Source organism: Caldimonas thermodepolymerans (assembly GCF_015476235.1).
Classification (GTDB): domain Bacteria; phylum Pseudomonadota; class Gammaproteobacteria; order Burkholderiales; family Burkholderiaceae_C; genus Caldimonas; species Caldimonas thermodepolymerans.
Genome location: NZ_CP064338.1, coordinates 3,551,589 through 3,566,265 on the forward strand (window position 1 = coordinate 3,551,589; position 14,677 = coordinate 3,566,265).

At 73.1% G+C, this 14,677-nt stretch carries 15 protein-coding genes; 5 read left to right on the forward strand and 10 right to left on the reverse strand.

The window, feature by feature from the left end:
• Window positions 1–18: 18 nt before the first annotated feature.
• Both IS481_RS16795 and IS481_RS16800 read right to left on the reverse strand, forming a co-directional pair.
• A complete protein-coding gene (locus tag IS481_RS16795; RefSeq protein WP_104356315.1) occupies window positions 19–1,245 on the reverse strand; it encodes an efflux RND transporter periplasmic adaptor subunit in 1,227 nt (408 codons plus the stop codon).
• 71 nt (window positions 1,246–1,316) lie between these two features.
• The gene (locus IS481_RS16800; protein WP_104356316.1) at window positions 1,317–2,162 is read right to left on the reverse strand and encodes an alpha/beta hydrolase fold domain-containing protein; all 846 of its coding nucleotides are present in this window, start codon (window positions 2,160–2,162) and stop codon (window positions 1,317–1,319) included.
• A 147-nt stretch (window positions 2,163–2,309) separates the two neighbouring features.
• Here IS481_RS16800 and IS481_RS16805 point away from each other — a divergent pair, with 147 nt between their 5' ends.
• Complete coding sequence (locus IS481_RS16805; protein WP_104356317.1) at window positions 2,310–3,305, forward strand: LysR family transcriptional regulator; 996 nt, start codon at window positions 2,310–2,312, stop codon at window positions 3,303–3,305.
• A gap of 89 nt (window positions 3,306–3,394) precedes the next feature.
• Window positions 3,395–4,369 (forward strand): Bug family tripartite tricarboxylate transporter substrate binding protein, encoded by a 975-nt coding sequence (locus IS481_RS16810; protein WP_104356318.1) that lies wholly within the window; start codon window positions 3,395–3,397, stop codon window positions 4,367–4,369.
• 33 nt (window positions 4,370–4,402) lie between these two features.
• On the opposite strand, the gene IS481_RS16815 is transcribed toward IS481_RS16810, so the two are convergent.
• The 8 genes from IS481_RS16815 to IS481_RS16845 form a co-directional block, all read right to left on the reverse strand.
• Window positions 4,403–5,317, reverse strand: a complete 915-nt coding sequence (locus IS481_RS16815; RefSeq protein WP_104356319.1) for a glutaminase — start codon at window positions 5,315–5,317, stop codon at window positions 4,403–4,405.
• Between the two features lie 79 nt (window positions 5,318–5,396).
• Window positions 5,397–5,618 (reverse strand): hypothetical protein, encoded by a 222-nt coding sequence (locus IS481_RS16820; protein WP_104356320.1) that lies wholly within the window; start codon window positions 5,616–5,618, stop codon window positions 5,397–5,399.
• Between the two features lie 76 nt (window positions 5,619–5,694).
• On the reverse strand, window positions 5,695–6,684 hold the full coding sequence (locus IS481_RS16825) for an ABC transporter ATP-binding protein (protein WP_104356321.1): 990 nt from the start codon (window positions 6,682–6,684) through the stop codon (window positions 5,695–5,697).
• Complete coding sequence (locus IS481_RS16830) at window positions 6,681–7,541, reverse strand: ABC transporter permease (protein ID WP_104356322.1); 861 nt, start codon at window positions 7,539–7,541, stop codon at window positions 6,681–6,683. The genes IS481_RS16825 and IS481_RS16830 overlap by 4 nt, the downstream gene beginning before the upstream one ends.
• Window positions 7,538–8,500: an ABC transporter permease gene (locus tag IS481_RS16835; protein WP_104356323.1), complete on the reverse strand. Its 963-nt coding sequence runs from the start codon at window positions 8,498–8,500 to the stop codon at window positions 7,538–7,540. Before IS481_RS16835 ends, IS481_RS16830 begins: the two co-directional genes overlap by 4 nt.
• Window positions 8,501–8,582: 82 nt before the next feature.
• Window positions 8,583–8,942 (reverse strand): aminotransferase class I/II-fold pyridoxal phosphate-dependent enzyme, encoded by a 360-nt coding sequence (locus tag IS481_RS18595; RefSeq protein ID WP_419469234.1) that lies wholly within the window; start codon window positions 8,940–8,942, stop codon window positions 8,583–8,585.
• A complete protein-coding gene (locus IS481_RS16840; RefSeq protein ID WP_419469235.1) occupies window positions 8,882–9,823 on the reverse strand; it encodes an amino acid aminotransferase in 942 nt (313 codons plus the stop codon). Before IS481_RS16840 ends, IS481_RS18595 begins: the two co-directional genes overlap by 61 nt.
• A 41-nt stretch (window positions 9,824–9,864) precedes the next feature.
• Window positions 9,865–10,353, reverse strand: coding sequence for a glutathione peroxidase (locus tag IS481_RS16845; protein WP_104356325.1), 489 nt, complete (start codon window positions 10,351–10,353; stop codon window positions 9,865–9,867).
• 191 nt (window positions 10,354–10,544) lie between these two features.
• Here IS481_RS16845 and IS481_RS16850 point away from each other — a divergent pair, with 191 nt between their 5' ends.
• From IS481_RS16850 to IS481_RS16860, 3 genes are all read left to right on the forward strand, one after another.
• Entirely contained in the window at window positions 10,545–11,474 is a 930-nt protein-coding gene (locus tag IS481_RS16850; RefSeq protein WP_104356326.1) for a response regulator, read from the forward strand.
• Between the two features lie 89 nt (window positions 11,475–11,563).
• Entirely contained in the window at window positions 11,564–12,067 is a 504-nt protein-coding gene (locus IS481_RS16855; RefSeq protein ID WP_170067437.1) for a chemotaxis protein CheW, read from the forward strand.
• Between the two features lie 45 nt (window positions 12,068–12,112).
• Complete coding sequence (locus IS481_RS16860) at window positions 12,113–14,656, forward strand: methyl-accepting chemotaxis protein (RefSeq protein ID WP_104356327.1); 2,544 nt, start codon at window positions 12,113–12,115, stop codon at window positions 14,654–14,656.
• Window positions 14,657–14,677: the final 21 nt, after the last annotated feature.

The following is a 14,677-nucleotide window of genomic DNA, read 5'->3' on the forward strand; positions in this document are numbered from 1 at the left end:
GGCTCCGTGGATGCGGCTTCAGGAGGCGTCGGCCGCCTCGCGGCGCACCTGCAGCTCGGGCTTGGCGTCCATCGCCACCGGCTGCGGCGCGATGCGCGTGCCGGGGCGCACGCGGTGCAGGCCGCTGACGACGATGCGCTCGCCCGGCTCCAGCCCGCGGGTGACGACGCGCAGGCCATCGACCGCCGGGCCCAGCGTCACCTCGCGGTAGGCGGCCTTGTCGTCCGGGCCCACCACCATCACGAAGCGCTTGTCCTGGTCGGTGCCGACCGCGCGCTCGTTGACCAGCAACGCCGGCATCGGTTGCGCCTGCCCCATGCGCAGGCGCGCGAACTGCCCCGGCATCAGGCGGCCGTCACGGTTGTCGAACACCGCGCGCACGCGCACCGTGCCGCTGCCGGTGCGCACCTGGTTGTCGACCAGCTGCAGCCGCCCTTCGTACGGGAAGGCGCCGGTGCTGTCGATCGTGCCCATCTGCACCGGGATGCGTTCGATCGACGCGAGCGCGCCCGCAGCGCCCAGCTGCTGCAGGGCACGCGCCACGACGCGCTCGTCGGCGTCGAAGCTGGCGTAGATCGGGTGCACCGAGACGATGGTGGTCAGCACCGGCGCACCCGGGCCGGCCGCGACCTGGTTGCCCACCGTCACCTCGACGCGCCCGATGCGCCCGTCGATGGGCGCGCGCACCTGGGTGTAGCCCAGGTTGAGCTGCGCCGACCGCAGCGCCGCCTCGGCCGCGCGCAGGTGGGCCTGCGCCTCGCGCAGCGCGTTCTCGCGCTCGTCGAGTTCGCGGCGCGCGATCGCGTTTTCCTCCCACAGGCGCTGCGCGCGCACCTGCTCGTTCTGCGCATGCGTCAGGCGTGCCTGCGCGGCGGCGACCTGGGCCTGGGCCCGTTCCACCTCCGCGGCGTAGGGCGCCGGGTCGATCGTGAACAGCAGGTCGCTGCGGCGCACCAGCCCGCCTTCGCGGAAGTGCACCGCCTGCACGGTACCGGCCACGCGCGCGCGCAGCTCGACGCGCTCCACCGCCTCCAGGCGGCCGGAGAACTCGTCCCAGGCCATCACCTCGCTTTGCGTGACCGTCGCGACCGGCGCCGGCACGGCCGCCGGTTCCGCCGACGCGGGCACGGGCTCGGCCTGGGTGCGGCCGGAGCCGAACAGGATGGCGGGCACGGCAGCCGCCAGGGTCAGCAGGGCCGCCGCGGCCAGCAGGCCGGGGCGGGTGCGCAGCGTCTTCTTGTGCATGGGGTTCCTCGCTCTGAGAAAGTGGACGGGATGACAGCGTGATGAATGGAATGGCGCAGGCCCCTGCGTCCTCAGGCGGACGCACAGGCCAGGAAACGTTGCAGACGGGAGTGCAGTGGCCGCGCCCAGGGTGCCTCGGCCGCGGCCGGGTCGAGGTAGCTCGACGGCCAGGCGGTCGCCAGCGACAGCACCGCCTCGTCGACCGGCACGCCGGCGGCGCGCAGGCGCTGCGCATAGGCCCGCGTCTCGTCGCGCAGCGGGTCGTCCTGCGCGGTGACGACCAGCGCGCGCGGCAGCCCCGCCAGGCGCATCGCGCGCGCCGGCGCCGCGTACGGATGCAGCGCGTCGGCCGCCTCGGCCAGGTACGCGCGCCAGCCGCCGGCCCACGGGCAGCCGGCCTCGCCCGCCCCGGCCGCGCGCAGCGAGGCGGTGGCCACGCACACGTCCAGCATCGGCGACAGCAGGATCTGCCCGGCCAGGACCGGCCCGCCGCGGTCGCGCGCCATCAGCGCGAGCGCCGCCGCGAGGTTGCCGCCCGCCTCCTCGCCCGCCACGTACAGCGGTGCACGCGCTGCGGCGAGCCGGCGGCGCTGCTGCTGCGCCCACACCAGCACCGCGTAGGCGCTTTCCAGCGGCCGCGGGAACGGGTGGGCCGGCGGGCGCGGATAGTCCAGCGACAGCACCGCCGCCCCGGCCTCGCACAGCAGCCGGGCCACCGGCACGTCGTGCGCCGGCAGCCCCTGCACGAAGCTGCCGCCGTGCAGGTGCAGCACCAGCGGGCAGGCCGCACCGGGCCATCCGGGGCTTGCGTAGTAGCGCGCCGCCAGCTCGTGGACGCGGTCGACGGCGATCGCCATCGGCCGGCCCAGGCCGGGCAGCACGGCAGGAACAGCGGAAACGGAAGAAACAGGCCGCATGGCGACAGCGCCGACGGACGGTGCCCGGATTTGTTGCGATGCGGCAAAAGATAGGAGGGGCGGCCCGCCACATAAATTGCTGCACCGCTCATGCTTCATTTCAGGAGGACTAACAATCGCGGCCTGGTCTTGCGTTCCAATCACCCCATGGACAGATTCCAGGCCATGCAGGTCTTCGTGCGCGTGGTGGAGGCCGGCACCTTCAGCAAGGCGGCAGACTCGCTGCAGCTGCCCAAGCCCACGGTGACGCGGCTGATCCAGGCCCTCGAGGCGCACCTGGAGACCAGGCTGCTCAACCGCACCACGCGCCGCGTCACCGTGACCGCCGACGGTGCGGCCTACTACGACCGCGCGCTGCGGCTGCTCAGCGAGCTCGACGAGCTGGAGTCGAGCATGTCGCGCGCACGGCGCAACCCCAAGGGCCGGCTGCGCATCGACGTCGCCGCGCCGGTGGCGCAGCTGCTGCTGATCCCTGCGCTGCCCGACTTCCACGCCCGCTATCCCGACATCCAGATCGACCTGGGCGTCACCGACCGGCCGGTGGACCTGATCGGCGAGAACGTCGACTGCGTGCTGCGCGCCGGCGAGCTGACCGACCAGTCGCTGGTGGCGCGGCGCATCGGCGAGTTCCACAGCATCGTCTGCGCCTCGCCCGAATACCTCAGGCGCCACGGCACGCCCCGCCACCCGACCGACCTGGAAAGCGACCGGCACGTCGTGGTCAACCACTTCTCGCACCGCAGCGGGCGGATCTTCCCGTTCCAGTTCACCGACGAGAAGGGCGAGCGGCTGGAGATCCGCGGGCGGCACGTGCTGTCGGTCAACGACGCCAGCGCGCTGCTTGCCGCGGGGCTGGCGGGACTGGGGGTGATCCGCACCTCCACCTTCATGGCGCAGATGCACATCGGCGCCGGCCACCTGGTGCCGCTGCTGCTCGACTGGTGCGCCGATGCGGTGCCGATCTACGTGGTCTACCCGCCCAACCGGCACCTGAGCGCCAAGGTGCGCGTGTTCGTCGACTGGGTGGCCGACCTGTTCGCACGCAGCGACCTGATCCACCGCAAGTGCAGCCTGCCCAAGCCGCAGCCCAACGCGGCGATGCCGGCGGCCGCGGACAACGGGGCGGTGGCGATGTCGGTCTGAAGCCGGCTGCCCGCGAATCCCCGCGTGCCGGACAGGCGAAAAACCGTCTACAGTGCGCCGTGAAATTTCACGCGCTCCCTGGAGGACCCATGCTCAGACTCACCCGCCGCCTGTTCGCCGGCTCGCTCGCCCTTGCGGCGCTTGCCCTGTCGGCGCCGGCCTGGTCGCAGGCCCAACCCATCCGCATCCTGGTCGGCTTCCCGGCCGGCGGCGGCACCGACGCGATCGCGCGCATGCTGGCCGAGCGCCTGCGCGAGGAGCTGGGCCGCCCGGTGATCGTCGAGAACAAGCCGGGCGCCGGCGGCCAGCTGGCCGCGCAGGAGCTCAAGGCCTCGCCGCCCGACGGTCGCACCTACTTCATCACGCACGACCACACCATCTCCATCCTGCCGCTGGTGTCCAAGCAGCCCGGCTTCGACCCGGCCAAGGACTTCGTGCCGGTCGCCGGCTTCGCCAGCTTCGTCAACGGCCTGGCGGTCTCGGGCGGCACGCCCGCGAAGTCGCTGCAGGAATACATCGAATGGGTGCGCACCCAGCAGGGCGGCAAGGGCACCATCGGCGTGCCGGCGCCCGCCTCGACGCCGGAGTTCCTGGTCGGCGTGCTGGCGCAGACCTACAAGCTCGACCTGGTGGCCGTGCCCTACCGCGGCAGCGCGCCGATGATGGGCGACATGATGGGCAACCAGATCGCCGCCGGCATCGGCTCGGTGCCCGACTTCATCGAGAACCACAAGAACGGCCGCATCCGCATGGTCGCCGTGCTGGGCGGCCAGCGCCAGGCCATCCTGCCGGACGTGCCCACCTTCGCCGAACTGGGCATCAAGGGGCTGGAAGACCTGCCGTACTACGGCTTCTTCGCGCCGGCGGGCACGCCCAAGGCCGCGATCGACGAGTTCTCCAAGGCGCTGGCCAAGGTACTGGCCGTGCCCGAGGTGCGCGAGCGCCTGACCGCGCTGGGGCTGACCGTCGAGTTCATGAACTCGCAGCAGCTCGCGCAGCGCGAGCGCACCTACGCGAAGGTCTGGGCCGAGATCATCCGCAAGAGCGGCTTCCAGCCGCAGTGAGGCCCGCGGCGCGGCGGGCCGCGGCCCGGCCGCTCAGAAGATCGAGCGGCCCGTCAGCGTCGTGAACATCTCCAGCGCCAGCGAGCCGGCGTGCGAATTGCCGGCTTCGTCCAGCCGCGGCGACCACACGCAGATCCCGCAGGTGTCCGGGATCACCGCGACGATGCCGCCGCCCACCCCGCTCTTGGCCGGCAGCCCGACGCGGAACGCGAAGTCCCCCGCCGCGTCGTAGGTGCCGCAGGTCAGCATCAGCGCGCTCAGGCGCTTGGACAGGCTGGCCGTCAGCACCCGCTCGCCGTTGAGCGGGTTCACGCCCCGGTTGGCGAGGAACAGCATCGAGCGCGCCAGGTCCACGCAGTGCATCTCGATGGCGCACTGGTGGCAGTAGACGTCCAGCACCTTGTCGACCGGGTTGCGCAGGTTGCCGAAGCTTTTCATGAAGTGCGCCATCGCCGCGTTGCGGTCGGCGTGCATGCGCTCCGAGCGGGCCACGCGCGGGTTCCAGGTCACCTCGGGGTTGCCGGACAGCCGGCGCAGCAGGCCGGTCACCACGTGCTCGGGCACCGCATGGCGCGAGCACAGGATGTCGGTGACCACCAGCGCGCCGGCGTTGATGAACGGGTTGCGCGGCCGGCCGCATTCGGCCTCCAGCTGCACCAGCGAGTTGAACGGCGTGCCCGACGGCTCGCGCCCGACACGCTCCCACAGCGCATCGCCTTCGGCCTGCAATGCCAGCACCAGCGCGAACAGCTTGGAGATGCTCTGGATCGAGAACGGCACGCAGGCGTCGCCCACCGCGTGGACCTCGCCGGCCAGCGTGACGACCGCCATGCCGAACTGGCGCGGCGGCACGCCGGCCAGCTCCGGGATGTAGGTCGCGACCTGTCCGCGCTCCAGCTCGGGCTGGATCGCGGCGTGGATATGTTCGAGAACGGAAGGGTAGTCCATGCGGGTGCAGCGGTAGGCTCGCCACCCGCATTGTGAGCGGCTTGGCGGCCGCAGGGGGCCCGAGCCCCCTTGCACGCCGTCAGGTGGTGCCGTCGCCCTCCTCCTCGCCGGGCGGGCCGCCGGGCACCGGGTCGTTGCCGACCTGCGGCGACGGCCGCACCCGGCTGGCAGCGCTGCCGGTGCGCTTGACCTGCCCGCGGGCGGGGTTCAGCGTTTCGAGGATCTGTTCGCCTTCGCGAACGAGGTCGCGGCGCTCGACACGAGGCCGACCCGGGCCGGCCGGCCTGGATGCATTGGGCATGGCGTCTCCTCCAGTGCTGCTGTGAGCCTGAGCCGCGGCGGCCCACGACGGACCGCCGCCCCCGCCGGCCCGGCAATCACCGTGCCGCGGCCGGCACCTCCTGCCAGCGCGCGCAGCGCAGCTCGTGCCCGGCCGTGACGGCCTCGACGGACGGCAGGCGCGGGTCGCAGGTGGCCGCCACCTGCCAGGCGCAGCGCGGCGCGAACGGGCAGCCTGCCGGCAAGTCTGCCAGTTCGGGCACGCGGCCGGCAATGGTGGGCAGGCGCCGGTCGCGCGGCGCGCCCAGGCGCGGGCGGGCCGCCAGCAGGCCCTGGGTGTAGGGATGCCGCGGGTGGTGCAGCACCTCGCCGACCGGGCCGCTTTCGACCGCCACGCCGCCGTACATCACCATCACCCGCTGCACCGTCTGCGCGATCACGGCCAGGTCGTGCGAGATCAGCATCAGCGCCATGCCGCGGCTGCGCACCAGCTCGTCGATCAGCAGCAGGATCTCGCGCTGCAGCGTCACGTCCAGCGCGGTGGTCGGCTCGTCGGCGATCAGCAGCGCCGGCTCGCAGGCCAGCGCCATCGCGATCACGACGCGCTGGCGCTGCCCGCCGCTGAGCTCGTGCGGGTAGGCGTCGAGCCGGCGCGCGGCCTGCGGCAGCCGCACCTGCTCGAGCAACTGCAGCGCCTGGGCGCGCGCCGCGCGCGCATCCAGCCCGCGGTGCAGGCGCAGCGGCTCGGCCAGCTGCCGGCCGATGGTGTGCACCGGGTTCAGCGCGGTCATCGGTTCCTGGAACACCATCGCCAGGCGCGCGCCGCGCAGGCGGCACAGCTCGCGGTCCGGCAGGCCGACCAGCTCGCGCCCTTCCAGGCGGATCGAGCCCTCGACGCGCGCGCCCTCGGGCAGCAGGCCCATCAGCGCCAGCGCCAGCATGGACTTGCCGCAGCCCGACTCGCCCACCACGCCCAGCGTCTCGCCGCGCCGCAGCGCGAAGGACAGCTCGCGCAGCGCGCGCGCCGGCCCGCGCGCGGTGGGCAGGGTCACGCGCAGGTCGCGCACCTCGAGCAGCGGCGCGCTCACCGGCGTCCCCTCGCGACCTTGGGATCGAGCAGGTCGCGCAGCCCGTCGCCCAGCAGGTTCAGCCCCAGCACCGACAGCGCGATCGCCACGCCGGGGTAGATCGCCAGCTGCGGAGCCTGGAACAGCTGGGTCTGCGCCTCGTTGAGCATGCGGCCCCAGGACGGCTGCGGCGGCTGCGTGCCCAGGCCCAGGTAGGACAGCGCCGCCTCGGCGAGGATCGCGGTGGCGAACTGGATGGTCGCCTGCACGATCAGCACCGGCGCGATGTTGGGCAGCACGTGCTCGAGCGTGATCCGCCACGCCCCCTTGCCGCAGGCGCGCGCGGCGAGCACGTAGTCGCGAGCCCACACCGCGTTGGCCGAGCCGCGCGTCACGCGCGCGAACACCGGGATGTTGAAGATGCCGATCGCGACGATCGAGGTCAGCAGCCCCGGGCCGTAGATGGCCGACAGCATCAGCGCGGTCAGCAGCGCCGGGAACGCGAAGGTGAAGTCCGCCAGGCGCATCACCACCTCCTCGATCCAGCCGCGCCGCGCGGCGGCCAGCGCGCCCAGCGAGACGCCGAACGCCAGCCCGATGCCCACCGCGACGATGCCCACCAGGATGGAGTTCTGCGCGCCCACCAGCAGCAGCGTGCCGACGTCGCGCCCCAGGCTGTCGGTGCCCAGCCAGTGCTGCGCCGACGGCGGCTGCAGCTTGTTGGGCACGTCGATGTCGTGCGGCGGGTACGGCGTCCACACCAGCGACAGCGCCGCCGCCGCCAGCAGCAGCGCGACCAGCACCGCCCCGGCGACGAAGGCCGGGTGCCGGCGCGCCTGCGCCGCGAAGCCGGGGGCGATGGCCTGCGTCGTGCTCATGAGGTCCGCCGGCGCAGGCGCGGGTCGATCAGCACGTACAGCAGGTCGACCGCGAAGTTGATCAGCACCACCGCCGCCGCGAGCAGCATGATGACGTCGCGCACCACGACCACGTCGCGGTTGGCGATGGCCTGGAACACCAGCCGCCCCAGGCCGGGCAGGTAGAAGACGTTCTCGACCACGATGGTGCCGGTCAGCAGGTTGCCGAACTGCAGGCCCATGATCGTGACCACCGGGATCATCGCGTTGCGCAGCACGTGCTTCCACAGCACGGCGCGCCGGGACAGGCCCTTGGCGCGGGCGGTGCGCACGAAGTCCTCGCGCATCACCTCGAGCACCGCCGAGCGCGTCACGCGCGCCAGGATCGCCGCCTGCACCACCGCGAGCGCGACCGCCGGCAGCAGCAGCGACCTCAGGCCCGGCCACAGCCCGCCGCCGTCCTCCTCGCGCCAGCCGGGAAAGCCGCCGGCCGAGAACCACTGCAGCTTGACCGAGAACAGCAGGATCAGCAGGATCGCGAACCAGAAGTTGGGGATCGCGATGCCGACCTGGCTGGCCGCCATCACGCCCACGTCGCCGAGCCGGTTGTGGTGCGAGGCCGCGTACAGGCCCGCGGCCAGCGCGAGCACGGTGGTCAGCACCATCGCCATCACCGCCAGCGGCAGCGTGACCTGCAGGCGCTCGGCGATCAGCTCGGCGATCGGGGTGTCGTAGGCATAGCTGGTGCCCAGGTCGCCGCTCAGCAGCCCGCCCACCCAGTGCAGGTAGCGCGGAAGCGGCGGCTGGTCCAGCCCCAGCTTCCGCGCCAGCGCCTCGACCGCCTCCGGCGTGGCGGTGGCGCCCAGCATCACCTGCGCCGCGTTGCCGGGCAGGATCTCCATCACCGCGAAGATCGCGACGGAGGCGAACAGCAGGGTGGCCAGCAGGCTGGCGGCGCGTTGCAACAGGTACAGGGGCATGGGTCGCGGCAAGGCTAACGGCCCCCGGCAGGCTTGACAAGGGCGGCTTCCCGGCGCCGCCCGTGCCGCGCGGCCGACCCGCTCAGGCCAGCACCGCCGCCATCGCGACCGCGACGGCCTCGACGTTGTTCTGGTTCAGCCCGGCCACGCACATGCGGCCCGAGCGCACCAGGTAGACGCCGTGCTCCTCGCGCAGGCGGTCGACCTGCTCCGGCGACAGCCCGGTGTAGCTGAACATGCCGCGCTGCCGGATGAAGTAGTCGAAGTTGCGCCCGGGGAGCTTGGCGCTCAGCACCTCGTGCAGCCGCGCGCGCATGGCCTTGATGCGCTCGCGCATGCCGCCCAGCTCGGTGGCCCAGCGGTCGTACAGCGCCGGGGTGGTCAGCACCCGGGCGACGATCTGCCCGCCATGGGTCGGCGGGCTGGAGTAGTTGCGGCGCACCGCGGCCTTGAGCTGGCCCAGCACGCGCTGGAGTAGTTGCGGCGCACCGCGGCCTTGAGCTGGCCCAGCACGCGCTCGGCCTGCCCGGCATCGGGGCACACCACGCTCAGCGCGCCGCAGCGCTCGCCGTACAGCGAGAAGCTCTTGGAGAAGGAGCTGGCGACGAAGAAGCAGATCCCCGCATCGGCCAGCGCGCGGATCGCGAAGGCGTCCTCCTCGATGCCGTCGCCGAAGCCCTGGTAGGCGATGTCCACGTAGGGGATCAGCCGGCGCTCGCGGATCACGGGGATCAGCTCGGCCCACTGCTCGCGCGACAGGTCCACCCCGGTCGGGTTGTGGCAGCAGGCGTGCAGCAGCACGATGCTGGCCGCCGGCAGCTGCCTGATGGTGGCCAGCATCTCGTCGAACTTCACCCCGCCGGTGGCCGGGTCGTAGTAGGGGTAGGTGTGCACCGGGAAGCCCGCCCCCTCGAACATCGCGCGGTGGTTGTCCCAGGTCGGGTCGCTGACCCAGACATGCGAGTCGCCGAAGTAGCGCTTCAGGAAGTCGCCGCCCACCTTCAGCCCGCCCGAGCCGCCCAGGGTCTGCACCGTGCAGATGCGGCCGCTGCGCACCGCCTCGTGGCCGGCGCCGAACAGCAGGTGCTGCACCGCCTGGCGGTAGTTGGCCGCACCTTCCATCGGCTGGTAGGGACGCGGGCCGATGTGCTGCAGCATCGCGGCCTCGGCCTCGCGCACCGCCTCCATCACCGGCAGGCGGCCGGCGTCGTCGAAGTACATCCCGATGCTCAGGTTGACCTTGTGGGGACGCGGGTCCTTCTGGAAGTCCTCGTTCAGGGTCAGGATCGGATCGCCGGCATACGGTTCGACGTGCTGGAACATGCGCTACTCCTAGGCTGAAACCCGGCGATTATCCCGCCCGCTCAGGCCGCCTGCAGGGCCCGCTCGATGTCCGCGCGCAGCGCCTCGGGCTTGTCGGTCGGCGCGTAGCGGCGGATCACCTGCCCGTCGCGCCCGACCAGGAACTTGGTGAAGTTCCACTTGATCGCGCGGGTGCCCAGCACCCCGGGCGCCGCCTCGGTCAGCCAGCGGTACAGCGGGTGGGCGTTCGGCCCGTTGACCTCGACCTTGCTCATCATCGGGAAGCTGACGCCGTAGTTCAGCGCGCAGAACGAGGCGATCTCGGCCTCGCTGCCCGGGTCCTGGTGCCCGAACTGGTTGCAGGGAAACCCCAGCACCACCAGCCCGCGGTCGCGGAAGTCGCGCCACAGCTGCTCCAGCCCGGCGAACTGCGGCGTGAACCCGCAGCGGCTGGCGGTGTTGACGATCAGCAGGACCTTGCCGCGGTGGTCGGCCAGCGAGACCGGCGTGCCGTCGATCCCGGTGGCCTGGAAGTCGTAGATGCTGGCCATGCAAGCGCTCCGCGTGGTGGATGGCGGCGATGTTAAGCCGCATCCCGCGCGCGCTGCTGCCGCCCCTGCGCCCGGTGCGGCATCCCCTGAGTGTGGGCTTGACGCTCGGCCGGACGCCGCCTCAACATGCTGTTACATGTGTGTCCGCGCGTGGCGGACGCGTGCGTCCGTGTCGACGCGGGAGTGGGTGAATGAGCGCTTCCTACCGGGTGGCCGTCCAGGGTTTCAGTGCATTCGAGAAGGCGACCTTCGAGTCCTTCTTCCGTCTGGCCGCCCGCCGGACCCCGGCCTATGAATATGTGAGCGAGCCGGGCCAGGCCGATTTCGTGATCGCCGACGCGGACCAGCCCGAGGCGGTGCGCGCCGCGCAGGAGCAGGGGCGGCTGGCGCGCTCGGTGTGCATCGGCGCGCGCCCGGTCGCCGGCGCAGCGGTGCAGATGCCGCGGCCGATCAACCTGATGCTGCTGCTGCGCACCCTGGACGAGCTGGTGCACCAGTCCCGCGACACTCCCGACGAGCCCCCCGTCGCGGCGGCCGTCGCCGCCGCCGCGCCCGCCCTGGCCGAGCCGGTGGCCGCGCCGCCCGTGATCGCCGCGCCGCCGCCGCGCCCGCCGGGCGTGACCGACTTCCGCGACAGCAGCACCTTCAGCAACTCGGTGCTGGTGGAGGGCGACGAGAAGTTCGACCACATCCTGGTCGTCGACGACAGCGACGTCGCGCTGCGCTTCATGCAGAGCCGGCTGCGCCGCTTCGGCTTCAAGGTGCACCTGGCGCGCAGCGGCGAGGAGGCGCTCGAGCGCCTGATGGAACGCCAGTTCGAGTTCGTCTTCCTGGACGTGATGATGGAAGGCATGGACGGCTACCAGACCTGCAAGCGCATCAAGCGCATGCTGCTGCCGCCGGGCCGCCGCGCGCCGGTGGTGGTGATGCTGACCAGCCGCACCAGCGCGGTGGACAAGATCCGCGGCACGCTGGCCGGCTGCGACGCCTACCTCACCAAGCCGCTGGTCGAGGACGAGCTGGTGCGCGTGATCGGCGAGCACGACGCGGTGTTCCAGCGCGGCTTCGAGAACACCGTCGCCAGTGTGGCCACCGCCACGCGCCAGGGCGCCGAGGGCTGAGCGTGGCCGCGGCCCCGTGCCGCCGACCGGCCCTCGCCGCCAGCGCTTGCCCCTACACTGCGGGACACCCCTCCCGCCGGACCGACGCCGTGGACCCGACCGTACCGCCGCCCGCCTCCGACCGCCCGCCGGCCGATGCCGCACCCGAGCCGCCCGCCCCGCTGGCGCAGGCGGTGCAGTGCGGCCCCTGGGCGCTGGCCTTCCCGTTCAGCTGGGCGCGCAGCATCGTCGAGGAGTTCGAGCTCACCGAGGTGCCGCATGCGCCGGCCTGGCTGCTGGGGGCGGCCAACGTGGACGGCAAGGTGGTGCCGGTGATCGACCTGGCGCGCTACCTGGACCCGCAGGCGCCGGGCGTGCCGGACGCCGAGCGGCGCCTGCTCGTCGGCGGCGCGGGCGAGGACGCCGCCGGCTTCGTGTTCAGCGGCCGGCCGGTGCTGGTGCGTCCGCTGCCCCGGCTGCCGGCACCGGGCGTGCCCGCCGCACTGGCCGAGTTCGTCACCGGCGCGGCCGCCGGCGACGACGGCCGCGGCTGGGCGCTGGTGGACGCGCCGGCGCTGCTGGAGGCGCTGTCCGCCGAGCTGGCGCTGGCCTGAGGGACGCACGAGACGACCGCAAGAACGACGACGAGGGAACGACCGATGAACGTCCGCCAGAAACTGCTGCTGGCCGGCGGCGGGCTGGGCCTGCTGGGGGCGGTGGTGGCCGCCGTGGTGCTGGCCTTCAGCGCGCGCGACCTGGCCGGCGCGCGTGCCGACGAGCGGGCGCTGCAACAGCTGACCGCGCGGCGCGACCTGCAGGCGCGGGCGGTGCAGCAGGAGTTCGCGCACCGCATCGCCGCGCTGCGCACGCTGGCCGCCCAGCCGGCCACGGTCGAGGCGCTGAAGCAGTTCCGCCAGGCGATCGCGGCGATGCGCGAGGCCGCGGCCGCCAGTGCCGGCGTCAACGCCCCGGCGCTGCGCGAGGAGATGCTGACCTGGGTGGGCCAGCAGTTCGAGACCGAATGGGCGCGCCACAACGTCGACCGGCTGCCCGACCTGACCGCCCAGTTCAATGCCCGCCCGCTGGTGACGGCCCAGCTGCAGCAGGCCTACATCGTGCGCAACCCGCAGCCGCCCGGCCGCAAGGACGACCTGCTGATGCCCGAGGCCGCCGGGCCCTACGCCGAGGTGCACCAGCGCCACCACCCCGCATTGCGCCGCGCACAGGACCAGTTCGAGCTGCAGGACCTGCTGCTGATCGACAGCGAGCGCGACCTGGTGGTCTACACGGTGGCCAAGGACCTGGACTTCGCCGCCCCGGTCAACGACGGCCTGGTGGCCGGCACCCCGCTGGCCGAGGCCTACGCCCGCGTGCGGCGCGCCGCCTCGCCCGACGCACTGGCGCTGAGCGATGCCGCGCCCTACCTGCCGGCGGCCAACCGCGTCGTGATGTTCGCGGCCGTCCCGGTGTTCGACGGCCCCACGCAGGTCGGGGTGCTCGCCTGGCGCGCCGGCATCGAGCGCCTGACCGGCCCGCTGCTGGCCGCCGGCCAGGACACGCCCGCCGCCACTCCCGCGCTGCCGGTGCCCGACACCTACCTGGTCGGCGCCGACCGGCGCCTGCGCAGCGACCCGCCGGCGCTGCGCGCCAACCCGGCCGCCTACGTGGACGCCCACGCCGGGCTGGACGCCGGCCTCAAGGCGCTGGCGCAGCACCGTGGCAGCGGCGTCGCGCTGCTGCCGGCCGACTCGCCCGCGGCCGATGCCGCCCTGGCCGGGCAGACCGGCACCGTGGCCTACACCGACGCGGCCGGCCGCGAGGTGCTGGCCGCCTACGCGCCGCTGGCGGTCGACGGGCTGCGCTGGGCCATGGTCTCGACGCTGCCGCGCGAGCGCGACGCAGCGCAGGCGCTGATGGAAGGACTGGCCGGCCACGCGCTGCTGGCCGCGATCGCGGCGCTGCTGCTGGGCGCGGCGCTGATGGCCGCGTTCGGGCGCCGGATGCTGCGGCCGGTCGCGGTGCTGCAGGCCACGCTGGAGCGGCTGCACGGCGGCGACCTGCAGGCACGCACGCAGCTGGCGCCGCGCGACGAGCTGGGCGAGGTCGGCCATGGGCTGGACCGCCTGCTCGACGCGCGCCTGAGCCAGCTGCACCACGTCGCGCGCGAGAACGAGTCGCTGAACCAGTCGGTCGTCGCGCTGCTGCAGACGGTGTTCCAGATGTCCAACAAGGACCTCGCCGCCCGCGCCGAGGTGACCGAGGACATCATCGGCACGCTGGCCTCGTCGATCAACCAGCTGGGCGACGAGATGAGCGTCACGCTGGCCGAGGTGCAGCGCATCGCCGAGCAGGTGCGCGTGGCCTGCGAGTTCGTCGGCGAGCAGGCGGTGCGCGTGGACGACACCGCGCAGCAGGAGCGCGCCGCGCTGGAGGCGATGGCGAGCAACCTCAACCAGGCCACCTACCTGCTCGCGCAGGTCGCGGCGCTGTCGCAGAACGGCAGCGAGGCGGCCGAGCACGCCAGCGGCGCCACCGAGAGCGCGCTCGCCGCGGTGCAGGACACCACGCGCGGCATGGAGCTGCTGCGCGAATCCATCGCCGAGACGGAGAAGCGCTTCAAGCGCCTGGGCGAGCGCAGCCAGGAGATCTCCACCGTCGTGAACCTGATCAACTCGATCTCCGAGCGCACCCACGTGCTGGCGCTCAACGCCTCGATGCAGGCCGCCGCGGCCGGCGAGGCCGGGCACGGCTTCGCAATGGTGGCCGAGGAGGTGCAGCGCCTGTCGGAGTCGGCGCGCCAGGCCACCGCGCAGATCGCCGAGCTGGTGCAGAGCATCCAGGTCGAGACCGGCGACACGCTGCTGACGATGAACCGCCTGATCTCGCAGGTGGTGCGCCAGTCCGAACAGGCGCAGCAGGCCGGCGTGCAGATGGCCGCCACGCGCGACGCCACCGGCGAGCTGGTCAACCTGGTGCGCCAGATCGCCGCGTTCTCCGAGCAGCAGGCCACGCTGGCGCGCGACCTGCGCCTGGGCGTGGAGCAGCTCAACCGGGGCTCGGCGCAGACCATCCTCGCGATCGAGCAGCAGACCGAATCGACCGCCACGCTGGTCGAGTTTGCGCACCGGCTGTCCGAAGCCGTCGGCCAGTTCAAGCTGCCCGAGCCACCGCCCGCCCCCGAGGGGCAGCCACCCGCCGCGTGAGCCCCGCCCTGCCGGAGACCG